Origin of the sequence: Mycobacterium sp. 852002-51057_SCH5723018 (assembly GCF_001667035.1) — a bacterium.
Taxonomy (GTDB): Bacteria; Actinomycetota; Actinomycetes; order Mycobacteriales; family Mycobacteriaceae; genus Mycobacterium.
Window position 1 is genome coordinate 21,419 of the sequence record NZ_LZIR01000065.1, and the last position, 14,487, is coordinate 35,905.

At 67.5% G+C, this 14,487-nt stretch carries 16 protein-coding genes; 3 read left to right on the forward strand and 13 right to left on the reverse strand.

What is annotated here, in order from left to right; genetic code table 11:
• Window positions 1–35 precede the first annotated feature (35 nt).
• From A5764_RS12845 to prfB, 11 genes are all read right to left on the reverse strand, one after another.
• A complete protein-coding gene (locus tag A5764_RS12845) occupies window positions 36–998 on the reverse strand; it encodes a ferritin-like domain-containing protein (RefSeq protein WP_067113884.1) in 963 nt (320 codons plus the stop codon).
• A gap of 150 nt (window positions 999–1,148) precedes the next feature.
• Window positions 1,149–1,994 (reverse strand): maleylpyruvate isomerase family mycothiol-dependent enzyme, encoded by an 846-nt coding sequence (locus tag A5764_RS12850; RefSeq protein ID WP_067113885.1) that lies wholly within the window; start codon window positions 1,992–1,994, stop codon window positions 1,149–1,151.
• 18 nt (window positions 1,995–2,012) lie between these two features.
• Window positions 2,013–3,056, reverse strand: coding sequence for a tetratricopeptide repeat protein (locus A5764_RS12855; RefSeq protein WP_067113886.1), 1,044 nt, complete (start codon window positions 3,054–3,056; stop codon window positions 2,013–2,015).
• Window positions 3,056–4,300, reverse strand: a complete 1,245-nt coding sequence (locus A5764_RS12860) for an ATP-binding protein (protein ID WP_067113887.1) — start codon at window positions 4,298–4,300, stop codon at window positions 3,056–3,058. The genes A5764_RS12855 and A5764_RS12860 overlap by 1 nt, the downstream gene beginning before the upstream one ends.
• 80 nt (window positions 4,301–4,380) lie before the next feature.
• Window positions 4,381–5,130 (reverse strand): EamA family transporter, encoded by a 750-nt coding sequence (locus tag A5764_RS12865; protein WP_197501365.1) that lies wholly within the window; start codon window positions 5,128–5,130, stop codon window positions 4,381–4,383.
• A 92-nt stretch (window positions 5,131–5,222) separates the two neighbouring features.
• A complete protein-coding gene (gene smpB, locus A5764_RS12870) occupies window positions 5,223–5,732 on the reverse strand; it encodes an SsrA-binding protein SmpB (protein WP_067113888.1) in 510 nt (169 codons plus the stop codon).
• A 2-nt stretch (window positions 5,733–5,734) separates the two neighbouring features.
• On the reverse strand, window positions 5,735–6,628 hold the full coding sequence (ftsX, locus tag A5764_RS12875; protein ID WP_067113889.1) for a permease-like cell division protein FtsX: 894 nt from the start codon (window positions 6,626–6,628) through the stop codon (window positions 5,735–5,737).
• A complete protein-coding gene (gene ftsE, locus A5764_RS12880; protein ID WP_067113890.1) occupies window positions 6,629–7,318 on the reverse strand; it encodes a cell division ATP-binding protein FtsE in 690 nt (229 codons plus the stop codon).
• Window positions 7,319–7,361: 43 nt separating this feature from the next.
• Entirely contained in the window at window positions 7,362–7,844 is a 483-nt protein-coding gene (locus A5764_RS12885; RefSeq protein WP_067113891.1) for a hypothetical protein, read from the reverse strand.
• Complete coding sequence (locus tag A5764_RS12890) at window positions 7,841–8,830, reverse strand: mechanosensitive ion channel family protein (protein ID WP_156664652.1); 990 nt, start codon at window positions 8,828–8,830, stop codon at window positions 7,841–7,843. Before A5764_RS12890 ends, A5764_RS12885 begins: the two co-directional genes overlap by 4 nt.
• Window positions 8,820–9,941 carry a peptide chain release factor 2 gene (prfB, locus tag A5764_RS12895; protein WP_067113893.1) on the reverse strand — a complete coding sequence of 374 codons (1,122 nt, stop codon included), beginning with the start codon at window positions 9,939–9,941 and terminating at the stop codon, window positions 8,820–8,822. The genes A5764_RS12890 and prfB overlap by 11 nt, the downstream gene beginning before the upstream one ends.
• A gap of 150 nt (window positions 9,942–10,091) precedes the next feature.
• On the opposite strand from prfB, the gene A5764_RS12900 reads away from it, so the two are divergent.
• The gene (locus A5764_RS12900; RefSeq protein WP_067113894.1) at window positions 10,092–11,462 is read left to right on the forward strand and encodes an FAD-dependent oxidoreductase; all 1,371 of its coding nucleotides are present in this window, start codon (window positions 10,092–10,094) and stop codon (window positions 11,460–11,462) included.
• Window positions 11,463–11,464: 2 nt separating this feature from the next.
• On the opposite strand, the gene A5764_RS12905 is transcribed toward A5764_RS12900, so the two are convergent.
• Window positions 11,465–12,055 carry a response regulator transcription factor gene (locus A5764_RS12905; RefSeq protein ID WP_067113901.1) on the reverse strand — a complete coding sequence of 197 codons (591 nt, stop codon included), beginning with the start codon at window positions 12,053–12,055 and terminating at the stop codon, window positions 11,465–11,467.
• 363 nt (window positions 12,056–12,418) lie between these two features.
• Here A5764_RS12905 and A5764_RS12910 point away from each other — a divergent pair, with 363 nt between their 5' ends.
• Window positions 12,419–13,567 carry a PPE family protein gene (locus tag A5764_RS12910; RefSeq protein WP_067113895.1) on the forward strand — a complete coding sequence of 383 codons (1,149 nt, stop codon included), beginning with the start codon at window positions 12,419–12,421 and terminating at the stop codon, window positions 13,565–13,567.
• Between the two features lie 7 nt (window positions 13,568–13,574).
• Here the strand turns inward: A5764_RS12910 and A5764_RS12915 are convergent, their stop codons facing one another.
• Window positions 13,575–13,904, reverse strand: coding sequence for a hypothetical protein (locus tag A5764_RS12915; protein WP_067113896.1), 330 nt, complete (start codon window positions 13,902–13,904; stop codon window positions 13,575–13,577).
• Between the two features lie 44 nt (window positions 13,905–13,948).
• Here A5764_RS12915 and A5764_RS12920 point away from each other — a divergent pair.
• Window positions 13,949–14,487: inositol monophosphatase family protein (locus A5764_RS12920; RefSeq protein ID WP_304441325.1), on the forward strand; the 539-nt coding region annotated here is incomplete at its 3' end.

The following is a 14,487-nucleotide window of genomic DNA, read 5'->3' on the forward strand; positions in this document are numbered from 1 at the left end:
GGTTGCCGGAGCGGCGAGCGCTTGGTGGCTCTCCGCTAGCTGATGCCGACGACGTCTTGCGCAATGGCCGCGACGCGGGTCTGCGCCGCCGAGACGACGCGCTGGCGATTCTTGTGCGCCTCCTCGTAGGCGATGATCGCGCGAACGTCGTCGGGAACGGTCAGCCTCTTGATCGCGGCGATCGCGTCGCTGACGCTCAGGTCGTCGTACTTGCGGATGGGCAGCTCCTTGGTGTCCAGCACGCCGACGGCGGTGCGACCGGAATGCAACGCGTCGGCGGCACCGTCCGCGCCCTCGGAACGGGTGACCCGCTCGGCAGCCTTCAGGGCCGCACTCTGCGAGGCGGCCAGCGCCTTGGCCGCAATCTCGCCCGCGTTGCCGCCGCGCTTGACCAGGTCGCCCAGCGCCGGACCGGTGGAGCGCAGCGTGTCGACGGCCCTGTCCACTCCGCGGGCCGACCACGCGACCGGCAGGTTGACCAGCTTCACCGCGGTGCCGGCGGCCGCCTGCAGCGGGGTGCGACGAAGGGCCGCGGGCCCGCCGAGCGCATCCTCGGCCAGCACGGTGGTCAACCAGTCCACCGTGGCCGAGTGCGAGGTGATCAGGCGATCGGCGAGATTCTCGATGTCCTGGCGTTTTGCGGCCACGGCCAGCGCCTTGGCGTAACGCGCGCGATCCAGCAGCTGGTCCTCGAGTGCGAGGTCACCCAACAGCGCCTCGTCGAACGGTTCCGCCTGCTCGGTCAGCGCCTTGACCACCGCGGCGGCGCGGCCCAGGAACGGGCCGATCACGTCGGGGTAGCCGCCCAGCTTGCGAATCGCGGCCTCGAGGGCATCGGCCCGCTTGCGGCCGTTCGCGGCATTCTGGGAGAGCTCGCGACGCACCGCCTCGGTGCGAGCCTGGACGACGCGGGTCTCCGCGATCTGGATCTCGGTGTTGGTCAGGTCCAGCAGCGTGCGCAGCTGGGCGAGCAAACGAGTGGTGTCGGGTGCAGTCATCAAAAATCAGCCTCCTGGCGATTGACGTTCTTTGTCGGCGCGAGGTGCGTCCGTAACCTTCGGCTACCCGATCACCGGGGGCTGACTAACATCCGCCCGCAACGTGTGACGTATGTCGCTTTGACTATCGGGTGCGCCTCGAATATGCGCTCAGATCACGAAATTGAGGTTTTCGACTATCCGGCCCGCAACGTCTTTGTCGCCGCCGAGTTCCACATCCTGGATACGGGCGGCACTCATCGGGCGACCGCCGGAAAGCCTGGTGAACTGCAGCCCGTCCAGCCGGATGGTCGCCGTTGGCTGCTGGCCGGCGAAGTCGTCGACCAGCCGGGCGCGCCCGTCGACGTTGACCCGGATGCCGCGGGTCAGCGGTCCGGTCAGCTCGAACAAGATGCGCGACCCGGCGGGGGCTTTGGCCAGCTTGCCGACCACGTACCCCATGGTGGCCGCGATCTCGTCGAGGGAAAGTTGGGACGCTGTCCCGTCCAGCTCGTCGTCGGACGACGGCCGTGCCAACGCCTCGCGCATGTCCTGCTCGTGCATCCAGCAATCGAACACGCGTACCCGCATGAACCGCCCGTAGCTCTCCGGCCCCACCGGCGTCGGCGCCACCGCGTTCCACTCTTCGTCGGGCATGCTGGTCAGGGCCGCGCGCCGATCCTTGGTCACGGAGCGAAACCGCTCGAGAACGGCCGGGCCCGATTCCGCGCTGAGATGACGCACCCAGCACTCGTTCATCACCCCGGTGTCGTTGCGCACATGGTCGAACGCCGCGACGTCGACGTCGGGTTGGGGGGCCGGGATGCCGGCCAGAAACGACTCGGTCCCGATCATGTGCGACGCCACGGCTTTCACGTCCCACCCGGGCAGCGGCGTCGCCGCCCGCCAGCGGTTCTCGGGCAGCCCGTCCAGCAGCGCGTCGATGGAGTCCCACACCGCAAAGAGGCCGGTCAGCACGTCGGATTTGTCGAGGAGGGTGATGGGGCGCTCTGCCATGGTCGGATCGTAGGCCCATCACCTGCCGATAAAGGAGCCGATCCGAAAAAGAACCAGGCCGCTGATCGCCAGCATGACGCCGACGGGAAGCATCGGCGTCGACCACGGTGAGACGGTGACCCAGGCGCCCGCCACCACCGCCACCAGCGCGTGCACGAGACGCAGGGTCACGAAAACCTGCTCCCGCAGCACCGATGCCAGCACTGGGCGAGGGATGATGCGACCCACTCGGGCGAGGACGAAGATCAGTGCCGCGGTGAGCAACCCGGCCGCCACCCGCAGCGTCGCGGTCGGGTGCCCCCCGTGCTGCAGCCCGGCGGCGAGGGCGACGAGGAAGCCGAGGATCGCCGCGGCGATGGTCACGAACCTGAGCACCCGGCGCAGGACCACCCCGATGTTCCTGCGGGCGAGGTCCCCGAGGGCAGGGTCCAGGCCGGCCGCCCCGAGAAACCCCCGCAACGCGTGCTGGAACCTGCCACGCTGCATCCGGTTGACGGCCATGTTGTTGAGCGCCTCGGCGTTGCCCGGGTCCAGCGATAGCGCCTGCCGATACGCCGCGTCGGATTCGGCGATCCTGCCCAGGTCGTTCAGGATGGAGCCGCGCAGGACCAGCGCGTCGACGTCCGTGGGCGCAAGCCGCAACGCCTCGTCCACCGCGAGCAGCGCCACGGGGAATTGGCGCCATTTCTGCAGCAGCCGCGCGTAAAGGCGGTGTGGCAGCGGTTCATTCGGATGCGTGACCACCGTGCGCCAGGCCATCCACATGCTGTCGTAGTAGCGGCCCAGGCCGTCGAGCGACAGCGTATAGATCCGCATGGCCATCTCGTCCTGCGGAGCCACCGAAAGGGCGGCGTACGCGCTCGAGGCGGCGGCCGGAAGATTGTCGAGCAGGTATTCGGCCCGGGCGTGCTGCGCCAACAGGACCGGATCGGTCGGGTGCTGCGACAACGATTGGCGCAGGACGTCGCGGGCGCGCTCGTAGTTCTTGCTGTCGAAGTACGCCTCGGCGACGTAAACAGCTTGGTCCGCTCGATCCGATTGGTTAAGGCCGGAGTCCGGCATCAGCGAAATTTCCTGCGCCGCAAGTACTTCGCCAGCTCGTCGTAGGTGCCGTCGTTGTTGGAGAAGTCGACGACGTTGCGCGCGGTCTCGAACCACGGCCCGGTGCTGGGGCGGATCTGCGCGGCGGCGGCGTTGACGTCGGCCATCGTCACCGGGCGAACCTGCCCGGCGCGCATCGAGTCGGCCATCGCCAATTGCGTTGCGGTGTCGCAGATGTGCGCGAGGTCTGCACCGGAGAGGCCTTCGGTGCGGCTCGCGATGGACTGCAGGTCGATCCCCGCCACCGGCCGGTCGCGCAGATGAAAGCGGACGATCCCGGCCCTGGCCTCGGAGTCGGGCAGGCCGACGAAGATCATCCGGTCGAACCGGCCGGGCCGGCGCAGCGCCGGGTCGACGTCCCAGGGGGCGTTGGTCGCGCCGAGCACATAGACCCCGTCGTTGTCGGAGGCGGCCGAGTCCATTTCTTCGAGCATGGTATTGACGATCGTGCGGAGGCCGGAGCTACCGGCCAACCCGGAACGCCGGTGGCCCAACGCATCCACCTCGTCGAAGAACAGGACGCAGGGGGCGTTCCGCCGGGCTGTGTCGAAGATCGAGTGCAAGCTGCGTTCGGATTCACCGAGCCAACTGTGCAGGACTTCGGCGATTCCCACTTGGTAGAAATTGGCGTCCATCTCACCCGAGATGGCCTTGGCGATATAGGTTTTGCCGCAGCCCGGTGGCCCATAGAGCAGCAGCCCGCCGCGCGCCGAGATCTTGTAGGCCTTCATCAGTTCGGGGTTGCGGATCGGGCCCAGCAGAGAAAGCTCGACCTGTTGTTTGACGTCGGCCATGCCCGCGACGTCGGCAAGCCGGACCTGGCTTCGCTCCACGACGTCGTAGTCGTCGTCGTTCACCGCGTCGGCCGGCGGCTCGACGAAGGCGGGCTCGATGATGCCCTCGACTTGCTTTTCGGCGCTGGACCAATCGAAGCCCTCGTTGGCGGCGGCAGGCTGCGCGGCCGGCGCCGTGTCGCCGGGGGTGCCCGCCAGCGCCGCGCTGCACCGCTGCAACAGGGTCAGCGCGCCCGCATTGCCGGCGTCCTGGGTCAGCGCCGCGCTGCAGTGGCTGAGCGCCTCCGCGAAGCGGCCCCGGTCGGCGAGCAGACCGGCGAGATGCAGACGCAGCTCGACCACGCCGGGGCTGCGTTCCACCGCGCCGGACAACTCCCGGATCACCGGGTCCTCGGAATCAAACGTGCCCAACGCAAGCTCCCCGCCACGACTCTGCTGCTGTCGGCACCATGTTAAGGCGCTTCGCGGAAGGTAAGACTGCGCTGGGGGATCTAGTTTGCGGCGATCATCGCCACAGAACCCATGGCCATCACCATGCCGACCCCCTGGCAGCGGCTCACCCGCTCGCGCAGCACCACCATCGCCAGCAAGACGGTCGCGGCCGGATACAGCGAGATGAGGATGCTGGCCAACGAGAGCAGCCAGGTGTGCAGCGCCAGGAGCATCGTCACGTTGGCGCAGGTGTCCAGCAGGGCCACACCGAGCGCCAGCTTCAGTGGCTTGCCGCTCGGCAGCCGCAGGTTCTTGCTGAAAGCGGCCATGACGAACACCACCGCGGTCGCCGACAGCCGGGCGAACACGAGCGGCCACAGCTTGCACGCCTGTGGCGCCTGATGCAGGAACACCAGGTTGAGCCCCATCGCCGAGCCCGCCAAGATCGTCAGCCAGGCCACCTTCGGGGTAAACCGATACGGCGTACCCCCTTCGACGGTGGCTTCGCGGCTGACCAGCATGACCGCGACCAGCGCCAGCGCGACGCCCAACGAGGCGGCCTGGCCGGGCCGCTCCCCCAGCGCCACACCTACCGCCACGGGCACGGCGGCGTTCAGCACGGCCGCCAGCGGTGAGACCACCGAGATCGGCCCGGCACCCAGCGCGGCGAAAAACGCCCACATGCCGAACGCCATGCCGACGCCGTACAGGCCGCCCCACAGCACCGCGCCGGACTGGATCGGGCCGCCCACGGTGACGGCAAGCACACCCATGATCAGGGCCTCGAGCGGGTAGGCCACGAGCATCACCCGCAGCGCGGCCACCCGTCGAGCGGCTACACCGCCCACGAAGTCGCTGACGCCGTACGTCACGGCCGACAACTGGGCGTAAGCCGCCCCGATCAGCTCATGCCCTTGGCTCGGCGCCCCAGTACGCGATGCACCTCGCGCTCGGCGTCGCGGCGGGCCATGTCCTGGCGTTTGTCGTAAGCTCGCTTGCCGCGCGCGAGTGCGAGTTCGACCTTGACCTTTCCTTCGGAGAAATACAGAGACATTGGCACGAGCGCGAGGTTACCATCTCGTATCTTGCCGACCAGTCTGTCGATTTGTTGCCTATGTAACAACAACTTTCGGTTGCGACGTGGGTCATGGTTGGTCCAGCTACCGTGCTGATACTCGGGAATGTGCAAGTTACGCAACCAGACTTCGCCGTCGTCAACGGTTGCGAACGCATCGGCCAGAGATGCGTGCCCCTCGCGCAGGCTCTTCACTTCGGTGCCCTGCAAAGCCACTCCGGCCTCGAAAAGTTCGAGGATCGAATAGTCGTGGCGCGCTTTGCGATTGGTGGCCACCACCTGTTTGCTGCCGCGCTTGCCGCCCGCCGCCTTGCCCCGAGAGGAGTTGCCGGCCACAGCTACCGCCGCACGTAGAGACGCAACGCCGCGTAGGACGTCAACCCCGCCATCGACACGCCGAGCAGGAAAAGAATTGGCGAGATGTAAAGGATGTCCGCGTAGTCGACGCGAGCGATCAGGTTGGCTTGGTAGAACTGGTTCAGCGCGTTGTCCAAAAACGTTGCGCGCACCAGGATCAGGCCGGCGATCGCGATGGCCACGCCGACCGTCGCCGCGAACATTGCCTCTACCAGGAACGGCAGCTGGGTGTACCAGCGGCTGGCCCCCACCAGCCGCATGATCCCGATTTCCTCCCGCCGCGTATACGCCGCGACCTGGACCATGTTGGCAATCAACAGGATCGCGCCGACGGCCTGCACCAACGCGACGGCGAACGCGACGTTACTCAAACCGTCCAGCACCGCGAACAGCCGGTCGATCAACTCTTTCTGGTTGAGCACCGAAAGCACCCCGGGCTGACCCTGCATGGCGGAGTCAAAGTCCTTGTGCTGCTCGGGGTTGTTCAGCTTGACGATGAACGACGCAGGGAACGAATCTTTCCCGGCAACGTCCTTGTACTGCGGGAACTTTCGGATCGCGTCGTCGTAGGCGTCCTGGCGGTTGAGGAACCGCACCGACTTGACGTCTTCGCGCCCTTCGATCTTCTCCCGCAGCGCCTTGCACGGGTTGGCGCTGCACGACGGGTCGTTGGCCGAGACGTCTTCGGTGAGAAAGACCTGCGTCTCGACACGATCGAGGTAGATGGCGCGCGAGTTGTCGGCCAGCCGAACCACCAGCAGGCCGCCACCGAACAGGCCGATCGAAATCGCGGTCGTCAGAATCATCGCGGCCGTCATGGTGACGTTGCGACGAAGGCCGGTCAGGACCTCGTTGAGCAGGAAGCCAAAGCGCACTTAGCGGTCCATCCCGTAGATGCCGCGCTGCTCGTCGCGAACCAGCCTGCCCAGGGACAGCTCGACGACGCGCTGGCGCATCGAGTCGACGATGTGGTGATCGTGCGTGGCCATCAGCACCGTCGTGCCGGTGCGGTTGATGCGCTCCAACAAATCCATGATGTCCTTACTGGTGTCGGGGTCGAGGTTGCCGGTGGGCTCGTCGGCCAGCAGCACCAGGGGCCGGTTGACGAAGGCGCGGGCGATCGCGACCCGTTGCTGCTCGCCACCCGACAGCTCGTGCGGCAGCCGGTTGGCCTTGCCGGACAGGCCCACGGTTTCGAGCACTTCGGGCACCACCCGATTGATCGCCTCTCGCCGTTTGCCGATCACTTCCAGCGCGAATGCGACGTTCTCGTAGACCGTCTTTTGCTGCAGCAGCCGGAAGTCCTGGAATACGCACCCAATTACCTGCCGCAGCTTCGGGATGTGGCGCCCAGGCAATTTGTTGACGTGAAACTTCGAGAGCCGCACATCGCCGACCGTCGGCGACTCCTCGCCGAGCAGGAGCCGCATGAACGTCGATTTACCCGAGCCCGACGGGCCGATCAGGAAGACGAATTCACCCTTGTCGATTTTGACGTTGATGTCTTCCAGCGCCGGACGCGCCGACGCTTTGTACTTCTTGCTGACATGGTCAAGGGTGATCATCACGGCACGCCAGTGTAGCGGTGAATTTCGCTGGCGAGCGAAGTCAACCGGCCGGTGGTGGTGAAGTCGGCACCGGACCGGGCCCCGGCTGCGGCAGCTGCGGCGGCGATGTCGGGGGGCTCGTGCTCGGCGGGCAGAAGGGCGGCGGCAGCAGGCAGGGCGGCGTCGGCAACACGAACGGCGGGGGCGTTGTGGTGGTGGTCACGGGCGGCGGAGTGGTGGTCGGCGTCGGCGTCGTGGTCGTCGGCGTCGGCGTGGTCGTGACGGTCGCCGGCGGCTGCTGCACCTTGCTGCGCGGCACCCAGGTGTAGTTCGGGTCGGGCACGAACCCGGGCGGCACGACCTGGGCGGGCGGCGCCTTGGGAGCCGGTTCCGGGCGATACGCGTCGTAGACCCACCACACCGCCAGGAAGGCGACGATCAACACCAGGGTCGACGTGCGCATCCGGCCGCCGAAAACGTAGTTCGGCCAGCGTCGTTCCGCGTCGTCACCGCGTTTCTCGAGGATGTTCAGCGTGAACTTCACCGCTGCTGCACCGCGTCCTTACCCTGCTCCCCGGCTTTTTCCAAAGCCGCCTGCGCAGCCGGGACAGCGGGATCTTCGACCAGGCCCACCGTGGCGTCGGCGGCGGTCACGATGCCGGCACGCGCGAGGGCCCGGATCACCAGCGCGCGCAGCTGCCGACCCGCCTCGAACTGCTTGCCGGGCAGGGTGCGGGCCACCATCCGCAGAGTGACGGTGTCGACCTCGATGCTCTCCACCCCCATGACGGTGGGTGCGTCCAGCAGCAAATCGCCGAGCAGCGGGTTGTCGAGCGCGCGCTCGCACTCCTGATGCAAGACCTCGTTCACCCGGTTGAGGTCGGCGCTGGTCGAGACGGGGATATCCACCACCGCTCGCGCCCAGTCCTTGGAGAGGTTCACCGTTTTGACGATCTGACCGTTGGGGATGGTGAACACCTCACCATCCGACGAGCGCAGCCTGGTCACCCGCAACGTCACGTTCTCGACGGTGCCGCGCGCCTCGACATTGACACCGGTGACGGTCAACGCGACCAGGTCACCGAAGCCGTATTGCTTCTCGACGATGATGAAAAAACCGGCGAGCAAATCCTGGACCACCCGTTGGGCACCGAAGCCCAACGCCGCACCGAGGACCGTGGCCGGCGCAACCAACCCACCCACGGAAAATTGCAGAACGGCGCTGATCTGAACGATGACCCAGATGGCGATGATCACGATCGAAACCCACTGGATGACCGACGCGACGGCCTGGCGGTGCTTGGTTGCCTCCGAGCGCACCAGGGCGTCGCTTTCGACGAAGCCCTCGTCGAGCTGCCGGGTCACCTGCAGGGCCACCCAGGTGACGAATCGGACCGCCAGCACCGCCGCGATCAGCAGCATGACGATGTGCAGACCCTTGCCCAGGATCCACTCGCCCAGGTTGCCACGCCAGAAGTCGTGCCAGTGCTGTGTCATTCCAGTAGCAAGCAGAGTTTTATCAGTCGTCATCTTTTCGATTACGCCACCGGATCCCCGCTTCTAGGAACCCGTCGATGTCTCCGTCCAGAACAGCGGCCGGATTGCCCACCTCATACTCGGTTCGCAGATCCTTGACCATCTGATACGGGTGCAGTACGTAGGAGCGCATCTGGTTGCCCCAGGAACTGCCACCTTCGCCTTTCAAGGCGTCCAGCTCAGCGCGCTCTTCTAATCGCTTGCGCTCCAACAACTTTGCCTGGAGCACTCGCATTGCCGAAACCTTGTTCTGCAGTTGCGATTTTTCATTCTGACAAGTCACGACGATACCCGTCGGGATGTGGGTTAAACGAACCGCCGAATCCGTGGTGTTCACCGACTGGCCGCCCGGACCGCTGGACCGGTAGACGTCCACCCGCACATCGCCCTCCGGAATGTCGATGTGATCAGTGGTCTCCACCACCGGAAGCACCTCGACTTCGGCGAACGACGTCTGGCGCCGGCTCTGGTTGTCGAACGGGCTGATCCGCACCAGCCGGTGGGTGCCCTGCTCGACCGACAACGTGCCGTAGGCGAACGGGGCGTGCACCGCGAAAGTCGCGCTCTTGATGCCCGCCTCTTCGGCGTAGGAGGTGTCGAACACCTCGACCGGGTACTTGTGCTGCTCGGCCCAGCGGATGTACATCCGCATCAGCATTTCGGCCCAGTCGGCGGCGTCCACCCCGCCGGCGCCGGAACGGATGGTGACCAGCGCCTCGCGCTCGTCGTACTCCCCCGACAGCAGCGTGCGTACCTCGGCGGCTTCTATATCCGCGCGCAGCGCCTTGAGTTCGGCGTCGGCCTCGGCCCGGGCCTCGATACCACTGGCGGCCCCTTCGCCCTCCTCGGCCGCCAGCTCGTAGAGCACCGGCAGGTCGTCGAGGCGCTGGCGCAGCTCCTCGACGCGCCGCAGCTCGCCCTGTGCGTGGGACAACTCGCTGGTCACGCGCTGCGCGTTGGTCTGGTCGTCCCACAGCTTGGGATCCGACGCCTCCTGCTCGAGCTTTTCGATGCGGCCCCGCAGACCGTCCACATCGAGCACCCGCTCCACCGTGGTCAGGGTGGAGTCGAGCGCGGCGATGTCGGCTTGACGGTCGGGTTCCACAGCCGCCCACGTTACCGGCGCCATGCCTGGCGTCGAATGCTCAGGTCAACGTCTCCGGTCAGCGTTTAGCATCAAGTGACCAGTATGTGCAGTCCCGCTGCGACGCTCAGCCCCCTCGCGCGCAGCCCGGCACGAACAGAAGGCTCGCGTATGCGCCCATTCCACGTCGCGATCATTGGCTCCGGCCCGTCGGGTTTCTTCGCCGCGGCATCGTTACTGAAGGCGGCAGACGCGTCCGACGACGTCGAGGTGGCCGTCGACATGCTCGAGATGCTGCCGACGCCGTGGGGGCTGGTGCGCTCCGGCGTCGCGCCCGACCACCCCAAGATCAAGTCGATCAGCAAGCAATTCGAGAAGACGTCCGAAGACCCCCGCTTCCGCTTCTTCGGCAACGTGGTGGTGGGTGAACACGTCGAGGCCAGGGAACTCGCCGAGCGCTACGACGCCGTCATCTATGCGGTCGGGGCGCAATCCGACCGCGCGTTGAACATCCCCGGCGAGGACCTCCCGGGCAGCATCTCCGCGGTCGACTTCGTCGGCTGGTACAACGCGCACCCGAACTTCGAGCAGGCGACGCCGGATCTTTCCGGTGCCCGCGCGATCGTCGTCGGCAACGGGAACGTGGCTCTGGATGTCGCCCGCATCCTGGTGACCGATCCCGATGTGTTGTCGCTCACCGATATCGCCGACCACGCCCTTCAGTCGCTCCGCCCGTGCGGCGTCGACGAGGTCGTGATCATCGGACGGCGGGGACCGTTGCAGACCGCGTTCACCACGCTCGAGCTGCGGGAGCTGGCGGACCTGGACGGCGTCGACGTGATCGTCGACCCAGCGCAGCTGGAGGGCATCACCGACGAGGACGCCGAGGCGGCGGGCAAGACGACCAAGCTGAACATCAAGGTGCTGCGCGGCTACGCACAGCGCGCGCCGCGGCCCGGCCATCGTCGAATTGTGTTCCGGTTCTTGACGTCTCCGGTCGAGATCAAAGGCGACGGCAAGGTGGAGAGCATCGTGCTGGGCCGCAACGAACTGGTCACCGACGAGAGCGGGCGGGTGGCGGCCAAGGACACCGGCGAGCGCGAGGAGCTGCCGGTGCAGTTGGTGGTGCGGTCGGTTGGTTACCGCGGTGTGCCGACCCCGGGGCTGCCGTTCGACGCCAAGAGCGCGACCATCCCGAATGCCGGCGGGCGGGTCGAGGGCAGCCGCAACGAGTACGTCGTCGGGTGGATCAAGCGCGGGCCGACGGGCGTCATCGGCACCAATAAGAAGGACTCCCAGGAGACCGTCGACACCCTGCTGGCTGACTTGGCGGGCTCCAAACAACAAGGCGCACTCGCGGGCTTCCCCGAGGACCACGCCGACAAGCTGGCCGACTGGCTGGCCTCGCGCCAGCCGAAACTAGTCACCTCCGCCCACTGGGAGGTCATCGATCGCCACGAGCGGTCGGCCGGCGAGCCGCACGGGCGCCCCCGCGTCAAGCTGCCCAGCCTGGCGGAGCTATTGCGCGTCAGCCACGGCTGAGTTCAGCGTGCCACGCCGAGCTTGACCAGCAACCGCGATACGTAGGTTCTGACCAAGTCTTCCGTCAGCAGCATCCGATCGGCGATTTGCTTGTTGGTGAGGCCGTCGCTGAGCAAGTCCAACAATTTCCGTTCCCCGTCGCTGAGCCCGGGGCGCCCGTCACTGTTGTCGGCGAGCCGCCGCAGCTTCGCCATCACCGCGTCCGCCTCCCGCTTGTCGATCAGCGACCGCCCGGCCCCCACCGCCTTGATGGCGCACGCCAACTCCATTCCCCTGATCTGTTTGACGACATATCCGCTGCCGCCGGCCAGGATCGCATACAACAGCGCCACGTCCGACGCATACGACGCCAGGATCAGGCAGCGCAGATCGGGCATGCGGGACAACAGGTCACGGCACAGTTCGATGCCGTTGCCGTCGGGCAACCAGTCGTCGAGCACAACGACATCCGGGCTCGCCACAGGGATCTTGGCGATCGCTTCGGCGACCGAACCCGCCTCGCCGGCAAACTCGAGGTCGGGGTCCTCGCCGAGCAGATCGATCAGGCTGCGCCGCACCACCGCGTGATCGTCGACCAAGAAGAACCGGACCAACGCCCCTCCCGAGCTCACCCGCGTCCCTCGCGGCCTCGTGCGCTGGACGGAATGGCCAAAACGCAGTCCGGGCCCCTCCGCCACGCTATTGGGGCCAGGCTGCGTTAACCCAGGGGCATTGGATTCACAAATGGGTGCCATTAGTCCCTATGAACCGCTTTCGGGGGACGCTAAGTCCGCCGCCGCGGTTACGGGAGCCGCCCGCCCTCGCGGACACGGGGCGACGTTTGCCCCTAAATCTCAGTACAAACGCGGGCCGCCGCCTACATTTTGTCCTGACCACTGCCGATGCGGCGGCGGCCGACCAGGGTGTCGTTCGGGCGCGGCACAGTTCACCACGCACACCAGCAAGGAGAATTGGCAATGGATTACGCCCTTTTCCCGCCCGAAATCAATTCCGCCAGGATTTACAGCGGCCCGGGATCCGGCTCACTATTGGCGGCCGCAGGAAGCTGGGATTCGCTGTCCGCCGAATTGCGCACCACCGCCGAGGCCTACGATTCGGTGCTCTCGAGCCTGGCCACCTTGCGCTGGCGCGGCCCCGCTTCGGAGTCGATGACGACCGCCGCCGCGCCCTACGTCGAGTGGCTGACCGCGACCGCCCAGCAGACGAAGCAGACCGCCATGCAGGCCAGGGCGGCGGCGGCGGCATATGACCAGGCCTATGCGATGACGGTGCCCCCGCCGGTGGTCGCGGCCAACCGGGCGCTGTTGCAAGCCCTGATAGCGACCAACTTCTTCGGCCAGAACACCGCGGCGATCGCGGCCACCGAAGCCCAATACGCCGAGATGTGGGCGCAGGACGCCACCGCCATGAACGGCTACGCCGTCAATTCGGCGGCGGCCGCCCGGTTGACGTCCTTCGTGTCCCCCCGACAGACCACCACCCCGGACGGCGTCGCCGCTCAAACCGCCGCCGCCACCCAGGCGCAAAACACCCTCCTCGACAACTTGTACTCGACGTTGTCGCAGTTGAGTCAGCAGGTGGGTCAAGGCCTCGACAAGCTCTTTGCGCTCAGTCCGATTCCGATCGTGCCGAGCAGTTTCAACGTGCTCGACTCCATACTGGGCGCACAGACGGCAATCGGCTCGACCGGGACCATCGCGGGCATCCCGGCTTCGCTCACCGGCGCCCAAGCCAACCTGGCCTATCTATCCGGCGTCGCGGGGCCTTCGCCCGCGCTCGGGCCCTTAGGGTTCGGCTCGCTGGGCGGCGCGACGCCCGGCTCGGGACTCGGCGGCCTGACCAATGCGATCACGGTGAGCATGGGCCGGGCGAAGGCGATTGGGCCGATGTCGGTGCCCGCGGCCTGGTCGACGCCGTCGAGCAGCCATGTCACGGCGTTGCAGCCCGCCGGCCTGACCACGCTTCCGGGCACCGACGAGCTGGCCGGGTCCGGTTATCCGGGCGTGCCCGGGATGCCGGCCGGGACGGTGGCGCGAGCCTCCGGCGTCTTGCCGCGGTACGGGACCCGGCTCACCGTGATGACGCGCCCGCCGGCGGGTGGGTGATCCGCAGCTAGGCGGCCGGCGGTACTGCCGGCGCGAACCTCCAGTTGTCCGGGTTCTTCGGCGAATACACCACCGGCAACAGCTGGCCCATCGTGGGCCACTGGTCGACGTCGACCGCCATGCGCTGATAGACGGCGTACTCACTGACCGTCGGTCCGTTGATGACACCGGCGATGGTCACGTACTGCTCGCCGCCGACGTCCGGTCGTGGGCTGACGCCGGTCACCAGCAGCGTGCCGCTCGCCACCTCACCGCGCGGTCCCCGCGGCACGAACCGCTGGGCGAGGAACAACCCCAAGACCGCCACCAGCAGGATCAGCAGACCGAATTCCCACACTCATCCAGGCTAGGCCTTCGCGACGCCGTGGTAGGACTGCTCGCATGAACCCCGACGACCTGACGCTGGCGCTGCTGCTGGCCGACCGCGCCGACGCGCTGACCGCCGCCCGGTTCGGCGCGTTGGACCTGCGCGTCGACACGAAACCCGACCTGACGCCGGTCACCGACGCGGACCGCGCCGTCGAGTCCGAATTGCGTGAGGTGCTCTGGCGCGAGCGGGCAGAAGACAGCATCGTCGGCGAGGAGTTCGGCGGCACGGCCACGCTGGGAGGACGTGAGTGGATCATCGACCCGATCGACGGGACCAAGAACTTCGTGCGCGGGGTGCCGGTGTGGGCCAGTTTGATCGCGTTGCTCGAAGACGGCGTCCCGTCCGTCGGCGTCGTGAGCGCGCCGGCGCTGCGCCGCCGCTGGTGGGCGGCGCGGGGGGGGGGGGGGGGGGGGGGGGGGGGGGGGCGGGGGGCGGGGGGGCCGGGGGGGGGGGGGGGGGGGGGGGGGGGGCGCGGGGGGGGGGGGGGGGGGGGCGGGGGGGGGGGGGGGGGGGGGGGGGGGGGGGGGGGGGGGGGGGGGGCGGGGGGCGG

What these genes read in the sequence shown, in the direction of transcription:
- A5764_RS12910 (WP_067113895.1), top strand. Translation starts at nt 12,419, where the DNA reads ATGGATTACGCCCTTTTCCCGCCCGAAATCAATTCCGCCAGGATTTAC.
- A5764_RS12850 (WP_067113885.1), bottom strand. Translation starts at nt 1,994, where the DNA reads ATGGCAGAGCGCCCCATCACCCTCCTCGACAAATCCGACGTGCTGACC.
- A5764_RS12900 (WP_067113894.1), top strand. Translation starts at nt 10,092, where the DNA reads ATGCGCCCATTCCACGTCGCGATCATTGGCTCCGGCCCGTCGGGTTTC.
- A5764_RS12890 (WP_156664652.1), bottom strand. Translation starts at nt 8,830, where the DNA reads ATGACGACTGATAAAACTCTGCTTGCTACTGGAATGACACAGCACTGG.
- A5764_RS12855 (WP_067113886.1), bottom strand. Translation starts at nt 3,056, where the DNA reads ATGCCGGACTCCGGCCTTAACCAATCGGATCGAGCGGACCAAGCTGTT.
- ftsE (WP_067113890.1), bottom strand. Translation starts at nt 7,318, where the DNA reads ATGATCACCCTTGACCATGTCAGCAAGAAGTACAAAGCGTCGGCGCGT.
- A5764_RS12845 (WP_067113884.1), bottom strand. Translation starts at nt 998, where the DNA reads ATGACTGCACCCGACACCACTCGTTTGCTCGCCCAGCTGCGCACGCTG.